The sequence below is a fragment of the Novosphingobium mangrovi genome, assembly GCF_022818885.1.
Lineage (GTDB): Bacteria > Pseudomonadota > Alphaproteobacteria > Sphingomonadales > Sphingomonadaceae > Novosphingobium > Novosphingobium mangrovi.
The window spans coordinates 165086-186750 of the sequence record NZ_JALHAT010000006.1; the positions used below are offsets into that span (position 1 = coordinate 165086).

The 21665-nt window shown below is 65.0% G+C and carries 26 protein-coding genes; 14 read left to right on the plus strand and 12 right to left on the minus strand.

Annotated elements, in window-relative coordinates; genetic code table 11:
- Nucleotides 1-173: 173 nt before the first annotated feature.
- Together MTR65_RS06760 and MTR65_RS06765 are read left to right on the plus strand one after the other, a co-directional pair.
- On the plus strand, nt 174-1604 hold the full coding sequence (locus MTR65_RS06760) for an FMN-binding glutamate synthase family protein (protein WP_419145034.1): 1431 nt from the start codon (nt 174-176) through the stop codon (nt 1602-1604).
- Between the two features lie 14 nt (nt 1605-1618).
- Nucleotides 1619-2599 carry a quinone oxidoreductase family protein gene (locus MTR65_RS06765; protein ID WP_243798415.1) on the plus strand — a complete coding sequence of 327 codons (981 nt, stop codon included), beginning with the start codon at nt 1619-1621 and terminating at the stop codon, nt 2597-2599.
- 194 nt (nt 2600-2793) lie between these two features.
- Here MTR65_RS06765 and MTR65_RS06770 read toward each other — a convergent pair whose 3' ends face one another.
- The 4 genes from MTR65_RS06770 to hemE all read right to left on the minus strand — a co-directional run bounded on the left by MTR65_RS06770 (nt 2794) and on the right by hemE (nt 6609).
- Nucleotides 2794-3504: a YjbE family putative metal transport protein gene (locus MTR65_RS06770; RefSeq protein ID WP_226638245.1), complete on the minus strand. Its 711-nt coding sequence runs from the start codon at nt 3502-3504 to the stop codon at nt 2794-2796.
- 30 nt (nt 3505-3534) lie between these two features.
- On the minus strand, nt 3535-4791 hold the full coding sequence (gene rho, locus MTR65_RS06775) for a transcription termination factor Rho (RefSeq protein WP_243798418.1): 1257 nt from the start codon (nt 4789-4791) through the stop codon (nt 3535-3537).
- Between the two features lie 270 nt (nt 4792-5061).
- Nucleotides 5062-5505 (minus strand): CopD family protein, encoded by a 444-nt coding sequence (locus tag MTR65_RS06780; RefSeq protein WP_039389904.1) that lies wholly within the window; start codon nt 5503-5505, stop codon nt 5062-5064.
- A 75-nt stretch (nt 5506-5580) separates the two neighbouring features.
- Nucleotides 5581-6609, minus strand: a complete 1029-nt coding sequence (gene hemE / locus MTR65_RS06785; RefSeq protein ID WP_243798420.1) for a uroporphyrinogen decarboxylase — start codon at nt 6607-6609, stop codon at nt 5581-5583.
- A gap of 370 nt (nt 6610-6979) precedes the next feature.
- Between hemE and MTR65_RS06790 the strand changes: the two genes are divergently transcribed.
- From MTR65_RS06790 to MTR65_RS06835, 10 genes are all read left to right on the plus strand, one after another.
- Nucleotides 6980-7825 (plus strand): pyruvate, water dikinase regulatory protein, encoded by an 846-nt coding sequence (locus MTR65_RS06790; RefSeq protein ID WP_039389899.1) that lies wholly within the window; start codon nt 6980-6982, stop codon nt 7823-7825.
- 44 nt (nt 7826-7869) lie between these two features.
- On the plus strand, nt 7870-8454 hold the full coding sequence (locus MTR65_RS06795) for a Maf family protein (RefSeq protein WP_243798423.1): 585 nt from the start codon (nt 7870-7872) through the stop codon (nt 8452-8454).
- Complete coding sequence (gene aroE, locus MTR65_RS06800; RefSeq protein ID WP_243798425.1) at nt 8451-9332, plus strand: shikimate dehydrogenase; 882 nt, start codon at nt 8451-8453, stop codon at nt 9330-9332. The genes MTR65_RS06795 and aroE overlap by 4 nt, the downstream gene beginning before the upstream one ends.
- Nucleotides 9333-9366: 34 nt before the next feature.
- Entirely contained in the window at nt 9367-9963 is a 597-nt protein-coding gene (gene coaE / locus MTR65_RS06805; RefSeq protein ID WP_243798427.1) for a dephospho-CoA kinase, read from the plus strand.
- A 50-nt stretch (nt 9964-10013) separates the two neighbouring features.
- Nucleotides 10014-10697: a DNA polymerase III subunit epsilon gene (gene dnaQ / locus MTR65_RS06810; RefSeq protein WP_213499924.1), complete on the plus strand. Its 684-nt coding sequence runs from the start codon at nt 10014-10016 to the stop codon at nt 10695-10697.
- A 28-nt stretch (nt 10698-10725) separates the two neighbouring features.
- Nucleotides 10726-11313, plus strand: coding sequence for a ribosome hibernation-promoting factor, HPF/YfiA family (gene hpf, locus MTR65_RS06815; protein WP_243798430.1), 588 nt, complete (start codon nt 10726-10728; stop codon nt 11311-11313).
- Between the two features lie 119 nt (nt 11314-11432).
- Complete coding sequence (locus tag MTR65_RS06820) at nt 11433-11894, plus strand: PTS sugar transporter subunit IIA (protein WP_039389891.1); 462 nt, start codon at nt 11433-11435, stop codon at nt 11892-11894.
- Nucleotides 11884-12381: a PaaI family thioesterase gene (locus MTR65_RS06825; RefSeq protein ID WP_243798432.1), complete on the plus strand. Its 498-nt coding sequence runs from the start codon at nt 11884-11886 to the stop codon at nt 12379-12381. The genes MTR65_RS06820 and MTR65_RS06825 overlap by 11 nt, the downstream gene beginning before the upstream one ends.
- Before the next feature lie 5 nt (nt 12382-12386).
- Nucleotides 12387-12716, plus strand: coding sequence for a DUF1491 family protein (locus MTR65_RS06830; protein WP_243798434.1), 330 nt, complete (start codon nt 12387-12389; stop codon nt 12714-12716).
- Between the two features lie 196 nt (nt 12717-12912).
- Nucleotides 12913-13584, plus strand: a complete 672-nt coding sequence (locus MTR65_RS06835) for a cell wall hydrolase (protein WP_243798436.1) — start codon at nt 12913-12915, stop codon at nt 13582-13584.
- Between the two features lie 78 nt (nt 13585-13662).
- On the opposite strand, the gene xth is transcribed toward MTR65_RS06835, so the two are convergent.
- From xth to MTR65_RS06850, 3 genes are all read right to left on the minus strand, one after another.
- On the minus strand, nt 13663-14439 hold the full coding sequence (gene xth / locus MTR65_RS06840) for an exodeoxyribonuclease III (RefSeq protein ID WP_243798439.1): 777 nt from the start codon (nt 14437-14439) through the stop codon (nt 13663-13665).
- Nucleotides 14440-14571: 132 nt separating this feature from the next.
- Entirely contained in the window at nt 14572-14904 is a 333-nt protein-coding gene (gene erpA, locus MTR65_RS06845) for an iron-sulfur cluster insertion protein ErpA (protein ID WP_243798478.1), read from the minus strand.
- A 131-nt stretch (nt 14905-15035) separates the two neighbouring features.
- Nucleotides 15036-15461, minus strand: a complete 426-nt coding sequence (locus MTR65_RS06850; protein WP_243798441.1) for a CBS domain-containing protein — start codon at nt 15459-15461, stop codon at nt 15036-15038.
- 334 nt (nt 15462-15795) lie between these two features.
- Here MTR65_RS06850 and MTR65_RS06855 point away from each other — a divergent pair, with 334 nt between their 5' ends.
- Nucleotides 15796-16092 carry a hypothetical protein gene (locus tag MTR65_RS06855; protein WP_213499932.1) on the plus strand — a complete coding sequence of 99 codons (297 nt, stop codon included), beginning with the start codon at nt 15796-15798 and terminating at the stop codon, nt 16090-16092.
- Between the two features lie 9 nt (nt 16093-16101).
- Here the strand turns inward: MTR65_RS06855 and MTR65_RS06860 are convergent, their stop codons facing one another.
- The 5 genes from MTR65_RS06860 to MTR65_RS06880 all read right to left on the minus strand — a co-directional run bounded on the left by MTR65_RS06860 (nt 16102) and on the right by MTR65_RS06880 (nt 19544).
- Nucleotides 16102-16479 carry a (2Fe-2S) ferredoxin domain-containing protein gene (locus MTR65_RS06860; RefSeq protein WP_243798443.1) on the minus strand — a complete coding sequence of 126 codons (378 nt, stop codon included), beginning with the start codon at nt 16477-16479 and terminating at the stop codon, nt 16102-16104.
- Nucleotides 16476-16898: an acyl-CoA thioesterase gene (locus tag MTR65_RS06865; RefSeq protein WP_243798445.1), complete on the minus strand. Its 423-nt coding sequence runs from the start codon at nt 16896-16898 to the stop codon at nt 16476-16478. Before MTR65_RS06865 ends, MTR65_RS06860 begins: the two co-directional genes overlap by 4 nt.
- Before the next feature lie 74 nt (nt 16899-16972).
- Complete coding sequence (locus MTR65_RS06870; RefSeq protein WP_243798447.1) at nt 16973-17437, minus strand: DUF2497 domain-containing protein; 465 nt, start codon at nt 17435-17437, stop codon at nt 16973-16975.
- A 50-nt stretch (nt 17438-17487) separates the two neighbouring features.
- On the minus strand, nt 17488-18942 hold the full coding sequence (locus MTR65_RS06875) for a TolC family outer membrane protein (protein ID WP_243798449.1): 1455 nt from the start codon (nt 18940-18942) through the stop codon (nt 17488-17490).
- A gap of 2 nt (nt 18943-18944) precedes the next feature.
- Complete coding sequence (locus tag MTR65_RS06880; protein ID WP_243798452.1) at nt 18945-19544, minus strand: protein-L-isoaspartate O-methyltransferase family protein; 600 nt, start codon at nt 19542-19544, stop codon at nt 18945-18947.
- Nucleotides 19545-19790: 246 nt separating this feature from the next.
- On the opposite strand from MTR65_RS06880, the gene MTR65_RS06885 reads away from it, so the two are divergent.
- A complete protein-coding gene (locus MTR65_RS06885; protein WP_243798455.1) occupies nt 19791-21314 on the plus strand; it encodes a fumarate hydratase in 1524 nt (507 codons plus the stop codon).
- Nucleotides 21315-21665: the final 351 nt, after the last annotated feature.

The following is a 21665-nucleotide window of genomic DNA, read 5'->3' on the forward strand; positions in this document are numbered from 1 at the left end:
CGGGTCCGCGCTACCTCGTCCCTCTCGCCGTCCTGGCCTTGACCCTGACCTGCGCAGCCCTCCCCTCGCTGCGCTGGCTGCTCGTTATCCTCCTTCCGGTTCTGGGCGTGACGCTTCTGGATTTCTTCCAGAACCGCCACGCCCTGCGCCGCAATTACCCGCTCGTGGCACGCATGCGCTGGCTCTTCGAAGACCTGCGCCCGTTTCTGCGCGCCTACATCGTGGAGAGCGAGCGCGAGGGTCGTCCCTTCACCATCGACCAGCGCGGGCTCGTTTATGCCCGCGCCAAGGGCGCCGTATCGACGCATCCCATGGGCACCGAACTCGACGTCTACTCGGACGAGTACGAGTGGCTCGGTCACTCGATCACACCCAATGAGGACGCGCCCGAAAGCTGGCACGTGCGTGTCGGCGGCGAGGAATGCGCCAAGCCCTATTCGAGCGCACTTCTCAACATCTCGGCGATGAGTTTCGGTTCGCTGTCGGCCAACGCCATCGAATCTCTCAACAAGGGCGCGGCCATCGGAGGCTTCGCCCACGATACGGGCGAAGGCTCGATCAGCCGCTACCACCGCAAGCACGGCGGCGATCTTATCTGGGAACTGGGCAGCGGCTACTTCGGCTGCCGCAACAAGGACGGATCGTTCAATCCCGAACTGTTTGCCCAGCAAGCCAGTGACGACCAGGTGAAGATGGTCGAGATCAAGCTGAGCCAGGGGGCCAAGCCCGGGCATGGCGGCGTCTTGCCTGGCGCGAAAGTCACGCCCGAGATTGCCGAGGCCCGCCACGTGGACGTCGGGGAGGACTGCATTTCCCCGGCCGCGCATCCCGCCTTTTCGACGCCAATCGAGCTTCTGGAATTCGTCGCACAGCTGCGCAGCCTGTCCGGAGGGAAGCCCACCGGATTTAAACTCTGCGTGGGCCAGCCCCACGAAGTGATGGCGCTGGTCAAGGCCATGCTGGAGACCGGTATCACGCCCGACTTCATTGTCGTTGACGGCGCCGAAGGCGGGACGGGTGCGGCCCCGCAGGAATTGACCGACAACGTCGGAATGCCCCTGCGCGAAGGCCTCATGCTGATGCGCAACGCCCTTGTCGGCACCAACCTCAAGGACCGGGTCCGTCTTGCCGCCTCGGGCAAGATTCACTCCGGGGCCGGCATGGCCCGCGCCTTTGCCCTCGGAGCGGACTGGTGCAACGCCGCCCGCCCCTTCATGTTCGCGCTGGGGTGCGTGCAGTCGATGAAGTGCCACACGGGCGAATGCCCCACAGGCGTTGCCACGCAAGTCGACTGGCGCCAGCGCGGCCTCGTCGTTGACGACAAGGCCGAGCGCGTCGCCCGTTTCCAGAAGGAGACTCTGCGTTCGCTGCGCGAGATCGTCGTTGCCATGGGATATCGCAGTCCCTGGCAGCTCACCCAACATGACATGTACCAGCGCATCGACAGCGCCAAGGCCGGGCCACTTGACGAGGTCTACAACTTCGTCGCCCCCGGCCAGCTTCTCGACGATCCCGACAGCACCCACTACGCTCACGCATGGAAGGTTTCGGCCGCGCACACGTTCCGCCGTGTCTCCAGCCTTGCGGCTTCCATTCACCCCTGACCACAGGATTTGCCATGACTACCGGATACCGCATGATCGTCGCCGAGCACGGCGGCCCCGAAAAGGTTTCACGTGAAACATTCGAGGTCCCCTCCCCCGGTCCAGGCGAACTGCTGATCGAGACCGAAGCCGTCGGCCTCAATTTCATCGACACCTACTTTCGCAAGGGCCTCTACCCCGATGCCCTGCCGATCGTGCTCGGATCGGAAAGCGTGGGCACGGTCATCGCCATGGGAGACGGTGTCGAAGGCTTCGCCCTTGGCGAGCGCGTGGGCCTGACGAGCAACGGTGGGGCCTATGCCACGCACCGCATCGTGCCCGCCGACAAGGCCATCCGCGTGCCCTCCTCGGTCGACCCCAAGATCGCTGCTGCTGTCCTGCTCAAGGGTCTGACCGCCTGCTATCTCGCCGAGGACACCTTCCCTGCCAAGGCGGGCGACATCGCCCTCGTCCATGCCGCTGCGGGCGGCGTGGGGTCGCTGCTTGTGCCCTGGCTGACCGACAAGGGCGTCACCGTCATCACGCACTGCGGCAGCGCGGAGAAGGCCGCGCAGGTCCCTGTACCCGATGGCCACTCCCTCCATGGCGATTTCGCCACGCTCGCAAAGCAGGTCCGCGAGATCACGGACGGCAAGATGTGCGATGTGGTCTACGACGGCGTGGGAGCGGCAAGCTGGGAGGCCTCGCTCGCTTGCCTGCGCAGCCGCGGCCTCATGGTGAGCTTCGGCAACGCCTCAGGCGCCGTCCCACCCGTCGCCATGCTCGACCTGATGAACGGCGGCGGAGGGTCCCTCTACGCCACGCGCCCTACCCTCGCCCACTACATCGCCACGCCCGAAGCGCGTGACGCCAGCGCGGCCAAGCTGTTTGACCGTATCGCCAGTGGTGTTCTCGACGTGAAGATTGGCCAGACCTTCGCGCTTGAAGATGCGGCCGATGCGCACCGGGCGCTTGAGAGTCGGGCGACGACCGGTTCGACAGTGCTGATTCCCTGAGACCAAGAAGTAGAGGTTCCGAGGGCCATAGCCCTCGGGCTCCCCATACTGTCTGGCTCACCTTTCTCAGCCAAGATAGCGCGCGGGAGGTGAGGTAGACAGTTTTGAGGTCAAGGGGCGATGGCCCCTTGAATCGTTCTTCGTCTCCACAAACAAAAAAGGCCCGGAAGGTTCATGCCTTCCGGGCCTTTTGGTCAGACCAGCGAGACGATCCCCAACTGCGGATCGATCCAGCCCTCGTAGATCATCTTGCAGGCCACGTAGAGGATGACCGCAAGCCCGATATAGGCAATCCAGCGGTAGCGCTCGATGTAGCGAGCGATGAAGTTCGCAGCGACCCCCATCAGCACGACCGAGAGCAGCAGGCCGACAATCAGGATGCCCGGATGCTCGCGCGCGGCGCCTGCCACGGCGAGCACGTTGTCGAGGCTCATCGAGACGTCGGCCACTGCAACGGCCCAGGCGGCCCCTGCAAAGCTCCTGGCGGACTTCAGGCCGGAATGCTGGTCGCCCTCGATCTCCGGCGAACCGGTCGACTGGCCTGCGTCCTCACGCAGTTCACGCCAGAACTTCCAGGCCACCCAGAGAAGCAGCAGACCGCCAGCAAAGATCAGTCCGACAACCCCCAGCAGCCAGGTCACCGCGAGCGCGAAGACGATACGCAGGACAAGGGCCGCGCCGATGCCGATCAGGATGACCTTCTTGCGATCCGCAGCCGGAAGCCCCGCGGCCAGCGCGCCTACGACAATCGCGTTGTCACCGGCCAGGAGGAGGTCGATCATCAGCACCTGGCCGAAGGCCGCGAGGGCCGCCGGCTCGGTGATGTTGGCGAAGTCCGCCACGATATGCTGCCAGATCTCGGCCGGCCCGCCAATCGAGCCGGACGCGACCAGGGCATCTAGGATAGTCACGTAAGAAAGCCCCCGTTACCCGTTTTACTGGTTCATCGTGGCGAAGAAGTCCTCGTTGGTCTTGGAATCCTTCATCTTGTCGAGCAGGAATTCCATCGCATCGACCGTGCCCATCTGCATGAGGATACGGCGCAGCAGCCACATCTTGGAGAGCTGGTCCTTGGGAACCAGCAGTTCTTCCTTGCGGGTGCCCGACTTGCCCACGTCGAGTGCGGGGAAGATGCGCTTGTCGGCGACCTTGCGATCCAGGACGATTTCCGAGTTGCCGGTGCCCTTGAACTCTTCGAAGATGACCTCGTCCATGCGGCTGCCGGTGTCGATGAGCGCGGTCGCGATGATCGAGAGCGAACCGCCCTCCTCGATGTTGCGCGCAGCGCCGAAGAAGCGCTTGGGACGCTGCAGCGCGTTGGCATCGACACCGCCGGTGAGCACCTTGCCGGAGCTGGGAACAACGGTGTTGTAGGCGCGGCCCAGACGCGTGATCGAGTCCAGGAGGATGACCACGTCGCGCTTGTGCTCAACCAGGCGCTTTGCCTTTTCGATAACCATTTCAGCAACTTGTACGTGGCGCTGAGCCGGTTCGTCGAAGGTCGAGGAGATCACTTCGCCGTTCACCGAGCGCTGCATGTCGGTGACTTCCTCGGGGCGTTCGTCGACCAGTAGGACGAGCAGGAACACCTCGGGGTGGTTGTCGGTGATGGCCTTGGCCATGTTCTGCAGCAGCACGGTCTTACCCGTACGCGGCGGCGCGACGATCAGCGCGCGCTGGCCCTTGCCCTGCGGGCTGATGAGATCGATCACGCGCGCCGACTTGTCCTTGACCGTGGGGTCGAGGGTGTCGAGCTGCAGGCGCTGTTCGGGATAGAGCGGGGTCAGGTTGTCGAAGTTGACGCGGTGGCGCACGACGTCCGGATCATCGAAGTTGACCTTGGTCAGCTTGGTGATCGCGAAGTAGCGCTCACCGTCCTTGGGCGCGCGGATTTCGCCTTCAACGGTGTCGCCCGTGCGCAGGCCCCACTTGCGGACCTGGTTGGGCGAGACATAGATGTCGTCGGGCCCGGCGAGATAGTTCGCCTCGGGGCTGCGCAGGAAGCCGAATCCGTCGGGCAGCACTTCGATGGTGCCAAGGCCCATGATTTCTTCGCCGTCCTCGGCGACTTCCTTGAGAATCCCGAACATGAGATCCTGGCGGCGCATCGTGGAAGCGCCTTCGACGCCCATTTCCTCGGCCATGGCGACCAGTTCGGCCGGCGTCTTCTTCTTGAGTTCTTTCAGGTGCATCTTGGTGGTTTCCGAATGGAAAGAGAGAAAGTGTCGGCCGGGCGGATCATTGGGCTTGGGGAAAGCGGATCCGGGCAGGCGAGCTAAAGGCGCCGCCCTGTGCCGGGACGCGCCTGCAAATAGGCTTTTGCGGGCCTGTGGTCAATGAGTCATGGACTCGCGCAGCCTTCATGCGGGTCCAGTCCGGACTCCCCTGCGGTGAATCGAAAACTGGCATGAAAAAAGGCCCGAAGCTTTCGCGCCGGGCCTTTTTCGGTGTGCAGGCTTGTCTCAGAAGGGTTTGACGACCACCAGGATCACCACCACGACCGCCACGAGGCTTGGGACCTCGTTCAGCATGCGCAGGGCCTTGCCGCTCATACCGCGCTGCCCCTTCGCCAGCTTCTTGCCATAGCTCACCAGCCAGCCATGGTAGGCCGAGAGCGCCACCACGAAGAGCAGCTTGGCGTGCAGCCAGGGCATGGACCAGTAGTGCATGGCCGTCGCCAGCGCGATCCCGAAGACCCACACGGCGATGAGCGAAGGGGTCAGGATGATCTTGCGCAGTTTGGCCTCGCGATCGATCCAGCGCGCCTCCTCGGGCGAGCCGGCTTCGGCCTCCTGATGGTAGACGAAATAGCGCGGCAGCATGAACAATCCGGCCATCCAGAAGATCACGAAGATGATGTGGCCGGCCTTCAGCCAGAGGTAGGTGGTCTGCAAGATCTGCTCCATGAGCCTTAATCGTCCCTCTTGAAAGCGTGTGCCCTGTTGGCGGCTATCTAGGGGCTCGACGTGCGCCTGAAAAGGTCAGGTGCGGCGCCAGGCCCGGACGGTGGAAAGAAGGCGCTCGACGTGCGCGATCGGGGTGTGCTGGCCGATTCCATGTCCGAGATTGAAGACATGAGGACGGTCCGCGAAGGCGTCCAGAACGCGGCGGGCCTCCGATTCCAGTTCGTCGCCGCCCGCCAGCACGAGGAGGGGATCGAAATTGCCCTGCACCGGCATTCCGGCAGGCAGTTCGCGCGCGGCCCAGACCGGGTCGATGGTTTCATCCACGCCAACCGCGTCGACGCCGCTCTCGCGGGCATAGGCGGGCAGCTTCTCGCCCGCGCCCTTGGGAAAGCCGATGATGGGAGTCTCGGGATGGCGGGCGCGCAATTCCTTCACGATCCGCGCATTGGGCGCGATGACCCAACGTTCGAACTGTGAGGGGGACAGAGTCCCCGACCAGGAGTCAAAAAGCTGGATCGCTTCGGCTCCGGCCTCGATCTGCCCTGTGAGATAGTCGACGGTGACCTCGGTTATACCCTCCACGATAGCCTGAAAGCCCTCGGGATCGCGATAGGCCAGCGCGCGTGTCTCTGCCTGATCCCGGCTGCCCTGTCCTGCAACCATGTACGTTGCGACAGTCCAGGGAGACCCGGCGAAGCCGAGCATGGTCTTGGAAGGCTCAAGCTGGGCCCGCACCTTGCGCACCGTGTCGTAGATAGGTGTCAGACGCTCAGGGACCGCTTCCAGTGCGCTCAGAGCACTATCCACAAGGCGTGGAGAAAGCCTGGGACCTTCACCTGCCACGAAGGTGAGATCCTGCCCCATCGCGAAAGGGACGATCAGGATGTCGGAAAACAGGATGGCGCCATCGAACCCGAAACGGCGGATCGGCTGCATCGTGATCTCGGCGGCGGCATCGGTGTCATAGACCAGCGCCAGGAAGCCGCCCTTTTCGGCGCGCAATTCGCGGTATTCCGGGAGATAGCGGCCGGCCTGGCGCATCAGCCAGATCGGGCGTTCCTCGGTGTTCGAGCCGCGCAGAGTGTCGAGAAGGAGACCAGGCATCGCGTTCTTTTCCGTTCCGAACAAAAAAATTTAGAATTTTTATAAAAGGTTGATGGAGTCTGTTGGCCCTGTGGATATCGGGGATTGGCGGGCAATGCCCGAATTGTCCCCGGATGAACAGGGCGAATGAGTCCGAACGACTCTTCCTGACTCGGGAGTCAAAGATTCATTATCCGCCCTATCCACAGGGTGTGGAAGATTCCCGGAGCCTGTCCAGAAGTGGAGGAGCGAATCCGGGGCACTGGGGAGGATAAGTGCCTCGCGAGTTGTCACCGAAGCTATCCCGTGGTTTATGGCCCCTCTATCCACAGGGCTGTCCCACGGGGCCCCGGCTCCCGAAGTGCCCCGCAAAGGACCTTGCCTGGCCGTCATGGCGCGTTTTCACCTTCATCTTCTTTCGGATTCCACGGGCGAAACGCTCGAGATGATCGCCAAGGCGGCGCTCGCGCAGTTCGACGATACCGAAGTGCTGCGGCACTTCTGGCCGATGGTCCGTTCGCAGCAGCACCTCGACCGGATCATGGGGGAGATTTCCACAAACCCCGGGCTCGTCTTCTATACTCTCGTCAACGAGAACACGCGCAGCCGCCTGGAAGAGACCTGCCAGAAGCTGGGCCTGCCCGCGATTGCCGTGCTCGACGGGGTGACCGACGCGCTCGAGGCGCTGCTGGGCCAGGAAGCCAAGGGCCGTCCGGGCCGCCAGCACCGCCTCGATGACGCCTACTTCGCGCGCGTGGACGCGATTCAGTTCACCATCGCGCACGACGACGGCATTGCCTGGGAGGACTGGGAGGAGGCCGACATCGTGCTCGCGGGCGTCTCGCGCACGAGCAAGACGCCGACCTCGATCTACCTTGCCAACCGCGGCTTCAAGGTGGCGAACATTCCCATCGTGCCCGAGAGCCCCCCTCCCCCCTCGCTCTATGGCCTGAAGCGTCCGCTGGTGGTGGGCCTGACGACCGCGCCCGAGCGCCTGATCCAGGTGCGCCGCAACCGCCTTCTCTCGCTCAGCCAGTCGCCCGACACCGATTACGTCCAGAGCGAGAAGGTCGAAAGCGAAGTGAAATATGCCCGGCGTATGTTCGCGGACAATTCCTGGCCGGTGATCGATGTCACCCGCCGTTCGATCGAGGAGACGGCGGCCGCGGTCATCAACCTGCACAACGAGCGCAAGGCGGCCGGACGGACCGGCCAGGTCGGCCCGAAGCCGATCTGACCCTGGCGTTGCTATCCCGGACTCAACTCTTTGCGAAAACACCCATGATCCTGTTTGCATCTAAGAGCGCCTCGCGGCGCGCCATGCTCGAGGCGGCCGACATCGCCTTCACCGCCCAGCCCGCCGATATCGACGAGCGGGCGCTCGAAGCGTCACTTGGCGAGGCCCCTGCCCCCGAGATCGCGCTGGCGCTGGCGCGCGAGAAGGCACTCGCCGTTTCGCAGGCGAACCCGGGCGAACTGGTGCTGGGGAGCGATTCACTCGTGGTGTGCGGCGACATGCGCTTCGACAAGCCGGCCGACCGCGAGGCGGCGGCCGCCCATCTGCGCTTCTTCTCGGGCAAGGTGATGCACCTTCACAGCGCGGCCGCACTCGCCCGCGGGGGCGAGGTGCTCTGGTCCGAAGCCGCCGAGGCGCGTCTTCATGTCGCCCCCCTCTCCGAGGCCTTCATCGAGGCGTACCTGGCGGCCGAGTGGCCTGAGGTGGCCGGGTGTGTCGGCGTGTTTCGCATCGAGGGGCGCGGTGTGCAGATCTTCGAGGAGATCGCGGGCGACTATTTCACGATTCTGGGCATGCCGCTGCTCAAGGTGCAGGCGGCGCTGCGCAGCATGGGAGTCCTGGCGCGATGAGCACGACGAACGAGGAGGCAGGCGCATTGCCCTACGCCGAAGTGATCGGCGATCCGATTGCGCAGTCCAAGTCGCCTGTGATTCACGGCTTCTGGATCGAGAAGCTTGGGCTTTCGGCGCGCTATGACCATTGCCATGTCCGCCTTGAGGACCTGGAGGACTACCTTGCGCGTCGGCGGACCGATCCGCTCTGGCGCGGCTGCAACGTCACCATGCCGCACAAGCTGGCGGTCATGCCGCTGCTCGACCGACTGGAACCGATTGCCGAGGCGATTGGCGCGGTGAACACCATCGTGCGCGAGGACGACGGTACGCTGACGGGCACCAACACCGATGCGCCGGGCTTCCTTGAACCGCTGCGCGCCACGCTCGACAAGACTCACCTCTTTCGCATGGCGCGCGTGCTGGGGACCGGCGGTGCGGCGCGGGCCATCGTTGCCGCACTGGCGCGCGAGCACTTCACCATCGTGCTGGCCGGACGCAATCCGACAAAGGCGCGCGCGATGCTCGACGAGCTCGACCCCGAGGGGGAGCACCACGCCATCGCGCTCGACCATTTCGCCGATCCTACCGACTTTGCCTTTGACGACCGGCAGGGCTGCTTCGATCTTATCGTCAACGCCAGCCCGCTGGGCATGACCGGACAGCCTCCGCTCGCCTTCGATTTCAGCCACGCACCGCCCGCTTCGGTGGTCTACGACATCGTCACCAGCCCGCTCGAGACCGACTTCCTGAAGGCGGCGCAGGAGGCTGGCTTTGCCACCGTCGATGGGCTCTCGATGCTCATCGGCCAGGCGGACGTCGCCTTCGAACGCTTCTTTGGCGCCAAGCCCCCGCGCGAGGACGACGAGGAACTGCGCGCGCGGATTCTGGCCTGACACTTTGGCGCCGCCACAAGGAGAGGACATTGCCATGGCACGACCCCGCTTCCTGGGCCTGACCGGATCGATCGGCATGGGCAAGTCGACCGTGGCGGGCATGTTCCGCGACGAAGGCGTTCCGGTCTTCGATGCGGACGCCGAGGTCCATGCCCTGCAGGGCCCGGGCGGGGACTTGCTGGGCGCCATCGAGTCCGCTTTTCCGGGCACGACCGGGCCGGACGGGGTCGACCGTGCGGCGCTGGGCGCGGCGGTGTTCGGCGACACCGAGGCGCTCGCGCGACTCGAGGCGATCGTTCATCCCGCCGTTGCGACTCGGCGTGAGGCGTTCGTCGCGGCCAACGCCGAGTGCCCTTTCGTGGTCTTCGATATACCCCTCCTTTACGAAAAGGGCGGATACCGGGACGTGGACGCGGTTGCGGTCGTGTCCGCTCCGGCTGATGTCCAGCGCGAACGCGTGCTGGCCCGGCCGGGGATGAGTGAAGAAAAGTTCGAGAGGATTCTGAAACTTCAGGTGCCTGACGCGGAGAAACGTGCGCGCGCCGATCACGTGATCGATACCGGAACCAGCCTGGAGGAAACGCGCGCGCAAGTGCACGCCCTCGTCACGGCGCTCGGTGGTGCAGAATAATCGCTGTTCAGACCTTGCGCCCGGGCCCTGTGAGGCAGATATGAGATAGGATGCGCGAGATTATCTTCGATACCGAGACCACCGGCTTTGACCCCAAGAACGGGGACCGCATGGTCGAGATCGGCTGCGTCGAGATGATCAACCGGGTCGAGACGGGCAATTCCTACCACGCCTATTTCAACCCCCAGCGCTCGATGCCCGCCGAGGCCGAAGCGGTCCACGGCCTGTCCGAAGCCTTCCTTGCCGACAAACCGCTCTTTGCCGAGTGCGCGCAGGAATTCCTCGACTTCGTCCAGGACAGCCCGATGGTCGCCCACAACGCGACCTTCGACTTCAACTTCATCAACGCCGAGCTGGCGATGGCCGGGCACCGTGCGATCGATCTTGATCGCATGGTCGACACCATCGTGCTGGCCAAGGCCAAGCACCCGGGCGCGAAACTTTCGCTCGATGCGCTGTGCTCGCGGTATGGAATTGATCGAAGTCATCGCACCAAGCACGGCGCTCTCCTAGACGCCGAATTGTTGGCGCAGGTCTATGTGGAGCTGCGGGGCGGCCGCCAGATAGGTCTCGAACTGGTCGCACAAACAACTGAGATCGTGTCGGAAACCAAGGTCCTCACACGAAAGGATCGCCCCTTCCGACAGCCGCGTCCCCACGCGGCCACCGATGAGGAACTTTCCGCGCACGCGGAGTTTCTGAAGTCGGTCGATACCCCGCTTTGGGGTGCCTGATAACGATAGAAAAGAGGAGTATTCGCCCATGGATATCCGTGTCTCCGGTCATCAAGTCGAAACCGGCGAGGCCCTGCAGATCCACGCCAACGAACGGCTGACGGCGATCATCGAAAAGTACTTCAACAGGGCCATATCGTCACAGGTGACTTTCGGGCGTGCCCCGGCCGGAGCGTTCCGCTGCGACATCGTCATGCACGCCATGCAGAATCTCGTGCTCAAGGGCACCGGCATCGCCCACGACGCGCACGTCGCGCTCGACCAGGCGGCCGAGAAGATCGACAAGCAGCTGCGCCGCTACAAGCGCCGCCTCAAGGACCGCTCCGAGCAGGCCGCGCACGCGATGGCCATGGCCGACGGTTCGATTGTCGAGGAAGCGGCCTACACCATCTTCGAGGAGTCCGCGACCGAGCAGGACGAGGATATCGACACCGATGCCCCCGTCGTGATTGCCGAGACCCGGGTCGACATTCCCGAGGCGACGGTGTCGGATGCGGTGATGATGCTGGACTTGCGCAACACCACGGCGCTCTTCTTCAAAAACGCTGGCACGGGCCGTCATAATATGGTTTACCGCCGCGGCGACGGCTCGATCGGGTGGGTTGAGCCGGCCTGACGCACAGCGCGAGCCCGCAATTTCCTCTTCGCGGAAATTCGGCAGCCCCCGAGCATTCGGGGGCTGATCGTGCATAAACGGGACGGAAGAGTGGTCACACGACCTCGATCTTATCTGCAATGACCAGTCTTTTCACTTTGCTTCCGGCCGCGGTCACGTCGATCGACGTGGAGGGCAAGGACGCCATTCTCAAACATCTCGCGGGGCTCTTTGCCGAGGTCTATGAACTCGACGAAGCGCATGTCCTGGGCGCTCTCTTGGAACGCGAGCAGCTGGGCAGCACCGGGTTCGGGCGCCGCATCGCGATCCCGCACGCCCGCGTGGAGGGCCTCAAGCGCCCCGTTGCGGCCTTCATCCGGCTGGAATCCCCGGCCGAGTTTCAATCGGCCGATGGTCTTCCGGTCGATCTCGTCTTCGGTCTGCTCTCGCCGCTGGGCGCAGGCGCCACGCACCTTCATGCCTTGGCCGCGATCTCGCGCATGATGCGCGATGAACGCATGCATGCGACGCTGGTCGAGGCGACCGGTCCCGAGGCCATCTACGCCCTTCTCAGCAACGTCCTCGACCGCGATGCCGCCTGAGCGTGGCCCCGATGCCGGGGCCAGCGGCAATTCCCCGGGTGCCAATCTTCACTGGCGCGGGCTGGAAAACCTCTACGCCTCGGCAGCCATCAACCAGACCTTCGCCTCGCGCCTCGAGATCCCGGGCGAGGGCCGGGCGCGTATCCACTTCGATGTCAGCCCCGAGGTCTTCCACGCAGGGGGCGCGGCGCATGGCACGATCTATTTCAAGATGCTCGACGATGCCGCCTTCTACGCGGCCAATACGCTGGTCTCGGATCGGTTTCTGCTGACGACCGCCTTCAATTTGCACCTGACCAAGCCGGTCACGGGCGGCCGTCTGGTGGCCGAGGGCACCTGGATCAGTGGCCGGCGCCGGGTGTTCGTGGCGGAATCGCGTCTGATCGACGAGGCCGGCGATGAGGTCGGCCGGGGCAGCGGCACCTTCATGCGCTCGCGCATCGCGCTCTCGGGCCTCCCCGGCTACCACACCGCCTGGGAGGACTGAATCGCATGGATGCGCGTCTCCCGGCCCACATGGAAGTCTCCGCCCTGATCCGCCGAGTCGAGTCGGAAGGGGGCTTCGGCATGGTATTGAGCAAGGGCGAGCGCGACGCCGGAACGCTCATGATCGTGCTTGTCGAAAGAGGCCGCGATTCAAGGGCTTATGAGCGCATGCCTCAGCTTGACGGGACCCGGAAATGGACCTTGTCGCGTACACAAGATCCTGAAAATCCTTGGGAATTTTCCGATTTTCTGGAGCGCCGCGGACAGCAGGATCCGGACCTCTGGATCGTGGAACTGGACATCGCCGATGGGGTGCGTTTCATCGAAGCTGAGTAGCTTTTCGGGTTGACTTGCAAGCCTTGCAAGCTAAAGGGCGCCCCGCAAAGGCGAACGCGGTCTGGTGGCATTTCGGCACACCCGGCTAGCACGCAGACGGGGAATCGTCGGCAGGTCCGAGCGAAGATGTAACGGCACACAGTGCCCCTTCGTTCCAACCTGTGTCGGACCGTTCACCGCATTAGATTTTGTCTTAATGGGTACGAAGCTTGAGTGGGCGAGCGCGGTGGCGCTGGCCGCATCAGTTGTCACTGCTGTCGTAAGCACCCAGGGTTCGGGTGCAGCCGCGTCCGATCATGAACCGGTCCCGGCACTCGATCAGAACCCCGTGGTGGAGGCCGAGGACGCCTCTGCCCTTCCCTCTTCCGATCCCAGCGACGTCGCTTTCGTGGCCGAGCCGGTGGTCCAGGCGCTCCCCGAGAGCGGCGACGCCGACGTTGCGGGCGATGACACCGCCGAGACGCTGGCCCAGCTCGTGGCCATGCAGGATGCGCCCGCCAAGCTGAGCCGCAACATGCGTTGTCTGGCCGGTGCGATCTATTTCGAGGCGCGTGGCGAGTCGCTCGAAGGCCAGCTGGCCGTGGGCCGCGTGGTCATCAACCGTGCGAACTCCGACCGCTTCCCCGACAGCTACTGCTCGGTCGTGCTGCAGCGTTCGCAGTTCTCGTTCGTGCGCCGTGGCCGCCTGCCCCGTATCCCCGAGCGTTCGGCTGCCTGGAAGCGCGCCGTTGCGGTTGCCCGCATTGCCGCAGCCGATGGTTGGGACAATCCGGCCAAGGGCGCGCTGTTCTTTCATGCCGCCCGTATCTCGCCGCGCTGGCGTCACGCGCGCCTCGCGCGCGTCGACAACCACATCTTCTACCGCTGAGCCCTTCTGCAAGGCTGAGAAAGGCCGGGGAGCGCCCCTATGCGCTTCCCGGCCTTCGCGTGTCCGGCGCAGACGCTCTTACGCGTCGCGCAACTCCACCCAGACAGGAGCATGGTCGCTGGCCTTTTCGCGGCCACGGTGCGCCTTGTCGACGCCGCAGGCGACCAGCCGGTCGGCCAGTTCGGGCGAGAGCAGCGCGTGGTCGATGCGAAAGCCGTGGTCGCGCGGCCAGGCACCTGCCTGGTAGTCCCAGTAGGTCCACACGCCGCCTTGCGGATTGTGCGTCGCGATCGCGTCGGTCCAGCCATCGCCGAGCAGGCGGAAGTAGGCATCGCGCGATTCCGGCTGCATCAGCGCGTCGCTCGCCATCGCAGGGGGGGACCAGATGTCGCGGTCGAAGGGGATGACGTTGAAGTCACCGGTGACGATGGCGGGGACTTCCTCGGCGCGGATCTGCGCCATGCGGTCGCGCAGACGCTTCATCCAGCGCAATTTGTAGTCGAACTTGGGGCCGGGAACGGGATTGCCGTTGGGCAGGTAGATGCCGGCCACGCGGATACCGAAGACATCCGCCTCGATATAGCGCGAGTGGTCATCCTCGGGCTCGCCTTCCAGACCGCGCTGGACTTCGACCGGCATTTCGCCGTCGGCCAGGATGGCAACGCCATTGAAGCTCTTCTGGCCATGCCAGATGCCCTTGTAGCCCAGCTTCTCGAACTCGGCGACCGGGAAGCCCTCGTCCTGCGACTTGATCTCCTGCAGGCAGGCGACGGCGGGCCGCGTCTCGGCGAGCCATTCGAGCAGACGGGGCAGGCGTGCCTTGACGCCGTTGATGTTGAAGCTGGCGATTTTCATGGCCCGCCTTCTCGGCAGGAGGAGGGGCGCACGTCAAGGCCCGCGCCGTGCCTTTTGGCCTGCGCGGCGCGCTTGTCCGCCGCTATGCGCACGCGCACGGCGCGCACGCTCTTTCGAACCGGAGTCCGGGGATCAGATGCTGAAGCTGGAGCCGCAGCCGCAGCCCGCCGCAGCCATCGGATTCTCGACCCGGAAGGCCGCGCCGCCGAGCGATTCGACGTAGTCGACCACGCAGCCGCTGACGAGGTCGAGGCTGACCGGATCGACGACCAGACGCACACCATCGGTCTCAACCACGCAGTCGTCGCTGTCGGGAATTTCGGCCAGGCCGAACTTGTACTGGAAGCCCGAGCAGCCCCCACCCTCGACCGAAAGCCGCAGGATCGCGGGCTTGTCCTGCTTCTGCGCGATCGTGGCGACACGGGCGGCGGCGGACGGGCTGAGAGTGATTGCGGTGTTTTCCATGCCCCCAATGTAGGCCTGCGCGGCCGCGCCGACAAGTTCGCTGCGCGAGGTTGCGGGCAAGGTCCGGGAATCTTATGCGATTCCCGGATCGTGTCGGGGCCCCTGCCCCCAGGAGCCCTGCAAGGGAGGGATCAGGCCATCTGGATGTAGTCGCGCAGCGCCGCCGCCTCGCCCTCCACCTTGTCTATCCGGTACTTCACGATGTCGCCGATCGAGACGAAGCCGACCATGCGCCCCCCTTCGACCACCGGCAGGTGCCGGATGCGGCGCTTGGTCATCATCGCCAGCGCGGTCATCGCCGAGGTTGTGGGATCGACGGTGACGGCGGGCGCGGTCATCACCTCGCGCACGGGCTTGTCGAGGAGCTCTGCGCCAAATTCGCGCAAGCGGTAGAGTACGTCGCGCTCGGAAAAGATGCCTGCGATGGAATCGCCGTCCATCACCGGCATCGCGCCGATGCGGCGCTCGGCAAGAAGCCCCGCCGCCTCACGCACCGTGGCCGAGGCAGGGCAAGTTACAATGTCGTGGCGGCTTTCGATTATCCTTTCAATCGTCATCCTGATCTCCCTGTTCTTGAGCGACAGCGCCGGACTCGTTGGACCGGCCCGAAAGAGAATACCACAGGCCGCGGCCGCCTACTACTTGCGGAGCTTTCCCGGGGGGAGGCTTAGGATTGCTCGGGCGAGAAGTATAAGGGAGAAAAAGGAAATAGTGATTCAAGGGGTTATTACCCCTTGACCCCCGAACTGTCTGCCGCACCTCTCTTGCCCGACGTGGCGCGCGTAAGGTGGGGCAGACAGTTTGGGGAGCCCGAGGGCGATGGCCCTCGGAATCCGTCTCCTTGCCTTGGCCCCCTTGCAGTGAACTACACAAAGGCGCAGAGGTGACCCTATGGTCCCGCCTTCCCCCCTCGATGATCCCGAGAAGGCCGCGCACGCCTGGGCGCGGTACCTGCGCATCATGCGCTGGATGATGCTGGTCACGGTCGGCTTCGTCGCTGCGGCGATCTATCTGCTCTACCGGTCCAACGGCGCAGTCTCGATCCACTTCTACATTGCGGCGGCGCTCGGCGTGGGATTTACGATGCTGCTGGCTTCGGCGCTGATGGGCCTCGCGTTCCTGTCGAGCGGGACAGGGCATGACGAATCGATCGTCGATCCCCTGGAGGATGAGCGCAACGCGCCCTGAGGGCTGGCTTCAGGCCTCTTGAGGAGGGCGCAGCCGGTAGCGCTCGACCGGGCGGCCGGCGACGAGGTGCTCCTGGATGATCTCTTCCAGAACTTCCTCGGTGCATGAATGGTACCAGACCCCGTCGGGCCAGACGACCGCGACCGGCCCTGCCGTGCAGATGCGCAGGCAATCCGCCTTGGAACGGGCGATGCCCCCCTGCCCTTCGAGACCGAGCTGCTTCAGGCGCTTCTTGAGGTACTTCCAGGCGGTTGCGCCCTTTTCGGGCGAGCAGCACTTGGCCTTCTGGGGCTCGGCGCACAGGAAGATGTGGCGCGAGATCTCCTCGCCCCCTGCCTTGGCGAGCGCGGCGCGCGCGATGCGAAGCTCAGCCTCGCTCGCGCTCACGGGCGCAGCGTCCAGTCGTTGAGAAGCGCGGGAATGGCGACCGTCTTGCCCGAAGCATCAACCGCCACCGTCACGCAGCGCGAGAAGACCACGGGCACCTCGTTCTGGGTGACGACGTGAATCATGGTCATGGAGGTGCGTCCGACACGTTCGACCGCGCAGGCGATGGTCACCGGGTCGGGATAGTGCGTCTGGTCCAGATATTCGAGATTGAGGCTAACCACCATCGTGCTGAGCCCGGTGAGGTGCTTGCGGTAGCCCGAGGCCTCGTAGAAGCGCACACGCGCGTCCTCGACGTAGGCCGCCATGGTGACGTTGTTGATGTGCCGGTTGAGATCGAGGTCGGCAAAGCGCGGGACGATCTCGTGGTGAAAGGGGTATCGGCTGGCGTCGAGCAGCGCGGGATCAGGTTTGGCCATGGGCGATCAGGTAGGAAGTCCCCGGGCCAAGGTCCAGCCCCTGAAGGCGCTCTCGCCCTGCCCTACAGGCCCGATCAGACCTTCTTGCCAACGATGCGCGCGATCTCGTCGGCGACGAGGCGCTCGACCATCGGGGGCAGATTGCGGTCGAGCCATTCGGCAAGCGCGGGGCGCAGGAGCTCGCGCGTGAGGTCTTCGAGCGAAGTTTCACCCGAGCGCACGATGCGCGGCTTCATCCCCGGTTCGGACATCATCGCCAGTGCGGCGAGGGAGTCCTGCATCGACTTGCGGCTCTGCGGCTGGAGCAGCGAGGTGTCGTCCCGGGTGGGCGGGGTCTGCGGCGCATCGTCCGCGAGCGCTTCGGCCTCGTCGAGCTCGAGCACCGATTCCTCGTAGCGGGAAACAGGGGTCGGTTCGGGCTCGGCATGGGCGCTTGCCCCTTGCGCACTGGCACCGATTCCCGAGAGAGTCTCGCGCGCGATCACCTTCTTGATCGACTGGAGAATCTCCTCGACCGAAGGTTCGCCGTTGTGACCCATCTCGTAAAAACCCTTAAAAAGCAGGCCCTCGAGTCGGGCGCGCGGTAGATCTAGCTTTCCGGAATGTCGCCGTCCTGGACCGGCGTGTCAACGGTGCGCGTCGAACGGGCCACAGGTGCGGGGTCGCTTTCCCAGTCGAAGATCTTGTCGTGGACGCGCTCGTAATTAACTTCGGGGTCGTAGAGAATGCCGCCCTCGAGGTTGAGATCGCGCGCTTCGGCACGGCCCATCGCGGCCAGCAGGGTGAAGCCGGCGACATAGGCGTTGCGCTGCGCGGTGACGAGATCGGTCTGCGCGTTCAGGTATTCCTGCTCGGCGTTCAGGATGTCGAGAATCGTGCGGTTGCCCACCGAGTTCTCGGCGCGCACGCCTTCAAGGCTGAGTTCGCTGGCATCGACGGCGACCTGCGAGGATTCGATGAGGTCGAGCGCGGCCCGGTAGGCGGTGAAGGCCGAGCGGACCTGCGCGATCACGTCGCGTTCGGCGGCGATTTCCTGTTCAAGTGCGGCCGAGGCCTGGGCCTGGGCCTGGCGGCGCTGGGCGGCGGGAAGTCCGCCCTGAAACAGGGGTATCGAGACCTGCGCGCCGATCTGCGCCTGGCGGTCGGTCTGCGGGACGGCGCTGCTGCCCACGCCGCCGAGTGTATCGAGGTAGTTGCTGTAGCTGCCCCGCCCGAACAGCGCGAGGGTGGGCAGGCGCCCGGCCCCGGCGACGTCGATGTCCTTTTCCGCAGCCCGGCTGGACTCGCGCGCGGAGATCAGCGCGGGGTTGTTGTCGAGCGCGACCATCACCGCCTCGCGCGCGTCGTCCGGCAGGCCCGGCAGAGGCGGCGGCGGGGTCAGCGATTCCGGCGCCTTGCCCACCAGCTGGATGTAGGTTTCGCGCGCGGCCGCGAGGGTCGCCTCGGCGCTCAGCACGTTGCTCTGCGCCAGCGCCAGGCGCGACTGCGACTGCGCGACGTCGGTACGGGTGACATCGCCGATCTCGAAACGGTCGCGCGTGGCCTGGAGGTTGACCTCCAGCACCGCGACGTTCTTGCGGTTGAGCCCGACCAGCGCCTCGCCCCGGATCACGTCCATGTAGGCCGCGACGACGTTGGCAAAGAGCTGGCTCTCGCTGGCGCGCAGGTCCGCCTGGCCTGCGCCGACGCGGATCTTGGCCGCCTTGACGCGGTTCTTGACCGCGCCGCCCGAATAGATCGGCACTTGCACGTCGCCCTGCCCGGAAAGCAGGCGTTCGGGGGCGGTGAACGAGGTGCGGCTGGTCACCACGAACTCGGTGTAGGTGCCCGAGACGCTGGCGCTGGGAAGGCCGGCTGCGCGGGCGATCGCCACGTTCTCGTCCACGCCGCGCTGGCCCGAACGGGCCGCTTCCAGCGTTGGATTGGTCTGGTAGGCCTGGACGAGAGCTTCGCGCAAGGTATCGGCCCGCGCCGGAAGCACCCCGGCGAGGCTGATCAGTGCAGCGCCTGTCATCATCCCGGCACGCCGCGCGAGCCGGGACATGGTCAGAAGCTCCAGCGCTTGGGCGCTGCGAATTCGGGAACGGCGGGAATGCCCTGCTCGTGCACCGGCAGGAGGGCCAGGTGGCCGGCCGTCTTGACGCCCACGGCGAGACGCGAGACGCCGCGCAGGATTTCCCCGGTGACCACGCGGCCTTCATCGTCCAGGCGGGCGACGAGCGCTTCGGGCAGTTCCTCGGCCGCGCCGTCGACCAGAATCAGGTCGTAGCCGCCCTGGCCGGCTTCGAGCGCCTGTGCCGGCGTGATCGTGTCGAACTCGGCGACGAGCGTGCGCAGCAGCGCGGCGTAGTAGCCGTTGGCATCGCCCACCAGCAGGATCTTCTTCGCCTGGGTCGGGTCAGCCTCGGTCAGCGCGGCGCCGTAGAACAGCGGGGCGGCCAGGAAACGGCCTTCGCCCAGCGGCACGGCGCGGTCGATGTAGGCGGCTTCCTTCCAGTCTGCAGGCACGAAGTCTTCGCGCGCGACGCTGGCCATCGCGGTCAGCACCCAGGGCTCGTTGACGCCGCTGGTGCGCAGCTGGCTGGAGATCATCGCGCGGCGGGCTTCGTTCGGCGCGGTGGCGGACCGGTCCTCGGTCAGGGTCATCTGTTCACTATCCCTCAAGCAAGCGCGGCTGTCGGGCCTGATGGTCCCAGGCAGAAGATGCGCGCGGATAAGTCGGCTTTTGCAAAGCGCCTTCTAGGCCAAGGAGGCCTTCGGGCTCAAGTGCTTTGAACGGCACTGGTCGATCCATCTTGACGCTTTGACGATGGGGGGCACGCGGCCTATGGGAACTCGCAAAAGCACAACAGGTCCCAAGTCCGGGACCGCGCAACAGGAGCGTTTGATCCCATGGCCGAAATGGTGACTATCCGCGAAGACGACCTGATCGAAAGTGTCGCCGACGCCCTGCAGTACATCAGCTACTACCACCCGATGGACTACATCCGCGCGCTGGGCGAGGCCTACGAGGCCGAGCAGGGCCCCGCCGCGAAGGACGCGATCGCGCAGATTCTCACCAATTCGCGCATGTGCGCCGAAGGCCATCGCCCGATCTGCCAGGACACCGGCATCGTCAACGTCTTCATCGAGTGGGGCCAGAACTGCCGCCTCGAAAGCGACCGTTCGCTGCAGGAAGTGGTCGATGAAGGCGTGCGCCGTGCCTACGGCAACAAGGAAAACAAGCTGCGCGCCTCGGTGCTGGCGGACCCCGCCTTCACCCGCCGCAACACCAAGGACAACACGCCCTCGGTGCTTTCGGTCTCGATGGTTCCGGGCAACAAGATCACCGTCGACGTGGCGGCCAAGGGCGGCGGCTCGGAAGCCAAGTCCAAGTTCAAGATGATGAATCCCAGCGACAACATCGTCGACTGGGTGCTGGAAATGCTGCCCCAGATGGGCGCGGGCTGGTGCCCGCCGGGCATGCTGGGCATCGGCATCGGAGGCACCGCCGAGCATTGCGTCAAGCTTGCCAAGCAGAGCCTCATGGACCCCATCGACATGGGCCAGCTCAAGGCGCGCGGCCCCCAGAACGACATCGAGGCGCTGCGCATCGAGATCTTCGACAAGGTCAACGCGATGGGCATCGGCGCGCAGGGGCTGGGCGGCCTTGCCACCATCCTCGACGTCAAGATCCTCGACTGGCCGTGCCACGCGGCGAACAAGCCGGTCGCGATGATCCCCAACTGCGCGGCGACCCGCCACGCGCACTTCACGCTGGACGGTTCGGGCCCGAGCTACCTCGAAAAGCCCAACCTCGCCGACTGGCCCGAAGTGGAATGGAAGCCGAGCAAGGAAGCCATTCGCGTCGACCTCGACACCCTCACCCCCGAGGATGTGAAGAGCTGGAAGCAGGGCGACCGCCTGCTGCTGAACGGCAAGATGCTGACCGGCCGTGACGCCGCGCACAAGCGCATTCAGGACATGCTCGCCAAGGGCGAGGAACTGCCGGTCGATTTCAAGGGCCGCGTGATCTACTACGTGGGCCCCGTTGATCCGGTGCGCGACGAAGTCGTCGGCCCGGCCGGTCCCACGACCGCCACGCGCATGGACAAGTTCATGGACACCATGCTCGAACAGGGCCTCCTGGCGTGCGTGGGCAAGGCGGAGCGCGGGCCCGCCGCGACCGAGTCCATTGCCAAGCACGAATCCTCCTACCTCATGGCGGTCGGCGGTGCGGCCTACCTCGTGTCCCGCGCGATCAAGGAAGCCAAGGTCGTGGGCTTCGAGGACCTGGGCATGGAAGCGATCTACGAGTTCACCGTCGAGGACATGCCGGTGACCGTGGCCGTCGATTCCGAAGGCAAGAACGTCCACCAGCTCGCGCCGCTGGTGTGGCAGGAAAAGATCGCCAAGGAGCACCTGCTCGCCGACTGAGCGGGAGGACCTTTGCGAACCTGAAGACGGGCGGGCGGCGCAAGCTGACCCGCCCGTTTTGGTGTCAGAGCAGAAGAAGAAAGTACTGTATTCAAGGGGCCATCGCCCCTTGACCCCCAAATGGGCGGCCTCACCTTTCTCAAGCAACGCGGCGCGTGGAAGGTGAGCTAGACGGTATGGGGAGCCCGAGGGCGATGGCCCTCGGAACTTTGTATATTTCCGGCTTCTGCCGGACAATCCGCGCACCACTCGACAAAAAGCCATTGCGAACCGACCGGGGAACTGGCCTGATTGCACCTGCCGGGGCTAAGGCAGGGGAACAATGGCCATCGTATCTGAAAATCCACGCGT

What these genes read in the sequence shown, in the direction of transcription:
- MTR65_RS06875 (WP_243798449.1), bottom strand. Translation starts at nt 18,942, where the DNA reads ATGTCCCGGCTCGCGCGGCGTGCCGGGATGATGACAGGCGCTGCACTG.
- MTR65_RS06830 (WP_243798434.1), top strand. Translation starts at nt 12,387, where the DNA reads ATGGATGCGCGTCTCCCGGCCCACATGGAAGTCTCCGCCCTGATCCGC.
- MTR65_RS06820 (WP_039389891.1), top strand. Translation starts at nt 11,433, where the DNA reads ATGACCAGTCTTTTCACTTTGCTTCCGGCCGCGGTCACGTCGATCGAC.
- aroE (WP_243798425.1), top strand. Translation starts at nt 8,451, where the DNA reads ATGAGCACGACGAACGAGGAGGCAGGCGCATTGCCCTACGCCGAAGTG.
- MTR65_RS06865 (WP_243798445.1), bottom strand. Translation starts at nt 16,898, where the DNA reads ATGGCCAAACCTGATCCCGCGCTGCTCGACGCCAGCCGATACCCCTTT.
- coaE (WP_243798427.1), top strand. Translation starts at nt 9,367, where the DNA reads ATGGCACGACCCCGCTTCCTGGGCCTGACCGGATCGATCGGCATGGGC.
- xth (WP_243798439.1), bottom strand. Translation starts at nt 14,439, where the DNA reads ATGAAAATCGCCAGCTTCAACATCAACGGCGTCAAGGCACGCCTGCCC.
- MTR65_RS06790 (WP_039389899.1), top strand. Translation starts at nt 6,980, where the DNA reads ATGGCGCGTTTTCACCTTCATCTTCTTTCGGATTCCACGGGCGAAACG.
- rho (WP_243798418.1), bottom strand. Translation starts at nt 4,791, where the DNA reads ATGCACCTGAAAGAACTCAAGAAGAAGACGCCGGCCGAACTGGTCGCC.
- erpA (WP_243798478.1), bottom strand. Translation starts at nt 14,904, where the DNA reads ATGGAAAACACCGCAATCACTCTCAGCCCGTCCGCCGCCGCCCGTGTC.
- MTR65_RS06795 (WP_243798423.1), top strand. Translation starts at nt 7,870, where the DNA reads ATGATCCTGTTTGCATCTAAGAGCGCCTCGCGGCGCGCCATGCTCGAG.
- MTR65_RS06765 (WP_243798415.1), top strand. Translation starts at nt 1,619, where the DNA reads ATGACTACCGGATACCGCATGATCGTCGCCGAGCACGGCGGCCCCGAA.
- hemE (WP_243798420.1), bottom strand. Translation starts at nt 6,609, where the DNA reads ATGCCTGGTCTCCTTCTCGACACTCTGCGCGGCTCGAACACCGAGGAA.
- MTR65_RS06835 (WP_243798436.1), top strand. Translation starts at nt 12,913, where the DNA reads ATGGGTACGAAGCTTGAGTGGGCGAGCGCGGTGGCGCTGGCCGCATCA.
- MTR65_RS06780 (WP_039389904.1), bottom strand. Translation starts at nt 5,505, where the DNA reads ATGGAGCAGATCTTGCAGACCACCTACCTCTGGCTGAAGGCCGGCCAC.
- dnaQ (WP_213499924.1), top strand. Translation starts at nt 10,014, where the DNA reads ATGCGCGAGATTATCTTCGATACCGAGACCACCGGCTTTGACCCCAAG.
- MTR65_RS06870 (WP_243798447.1), bottom strand. Translation starts at nt 17,437, where the DNA reads ATGGGTCACAACGGCGAACCTTCGGTCGAGGAGATTCTCCAGTCGATC.
- MTR65_RS06760 (WP_419145034.1), top strand. Translation starts at nt 174, where the DNA reads ATGCGCTGGCTCTTCGAAGACCTGCGCCCGTTTCTGCGCGCCTACATC.
- MTR65_RS06825 (WP_243798432.1), top strand. Translation starts at nt 11,884, where the DNA reads ATGCCGCCTGAGCGTGGCCCCGATGCCGGGGCCAGCGGCAATTCCCCG.
- MTR65_RS06880 (WP_243798452.1), bottom strand. Translation starts at nt 19,544, where the DNA reads ATGACCCTGACCGAGGACCGGTCCGCCACCGCGCCGAACGAAGCCCGC.
- MTR65_RS06850 (WP_243798441.1), bottom strand. Translation starts at nt 15,461, where the DNA reads ATGACGATTGAAAGGATAATCGAAAGCCGCCACGACATTGTAACTTGC.
- MTR65_RS06885 (WP_243798455.1), top strand. Translation starts at nt 19,791, where the DNA reads ATGGCCGAAATGGTGACTATCCGCGAAGACGACCTGATCGAAAGTGTC.
- hpf (WP_243798430.1), top strand. Translation starts at nt 10,726, where the DNA reads ATGGATATCCGTGTCTCCGGTCATCAAGTCGAAACCGGCGAGGCCCTG.
- MTR65_RS06855 (WP_213499932.1), top strand. Translation starts at nt 15,796, where the DNA reads ATGGTCCCGCCTTCCCCCCTCGATGATCCCGAGAAGGCCGCGCACGCC.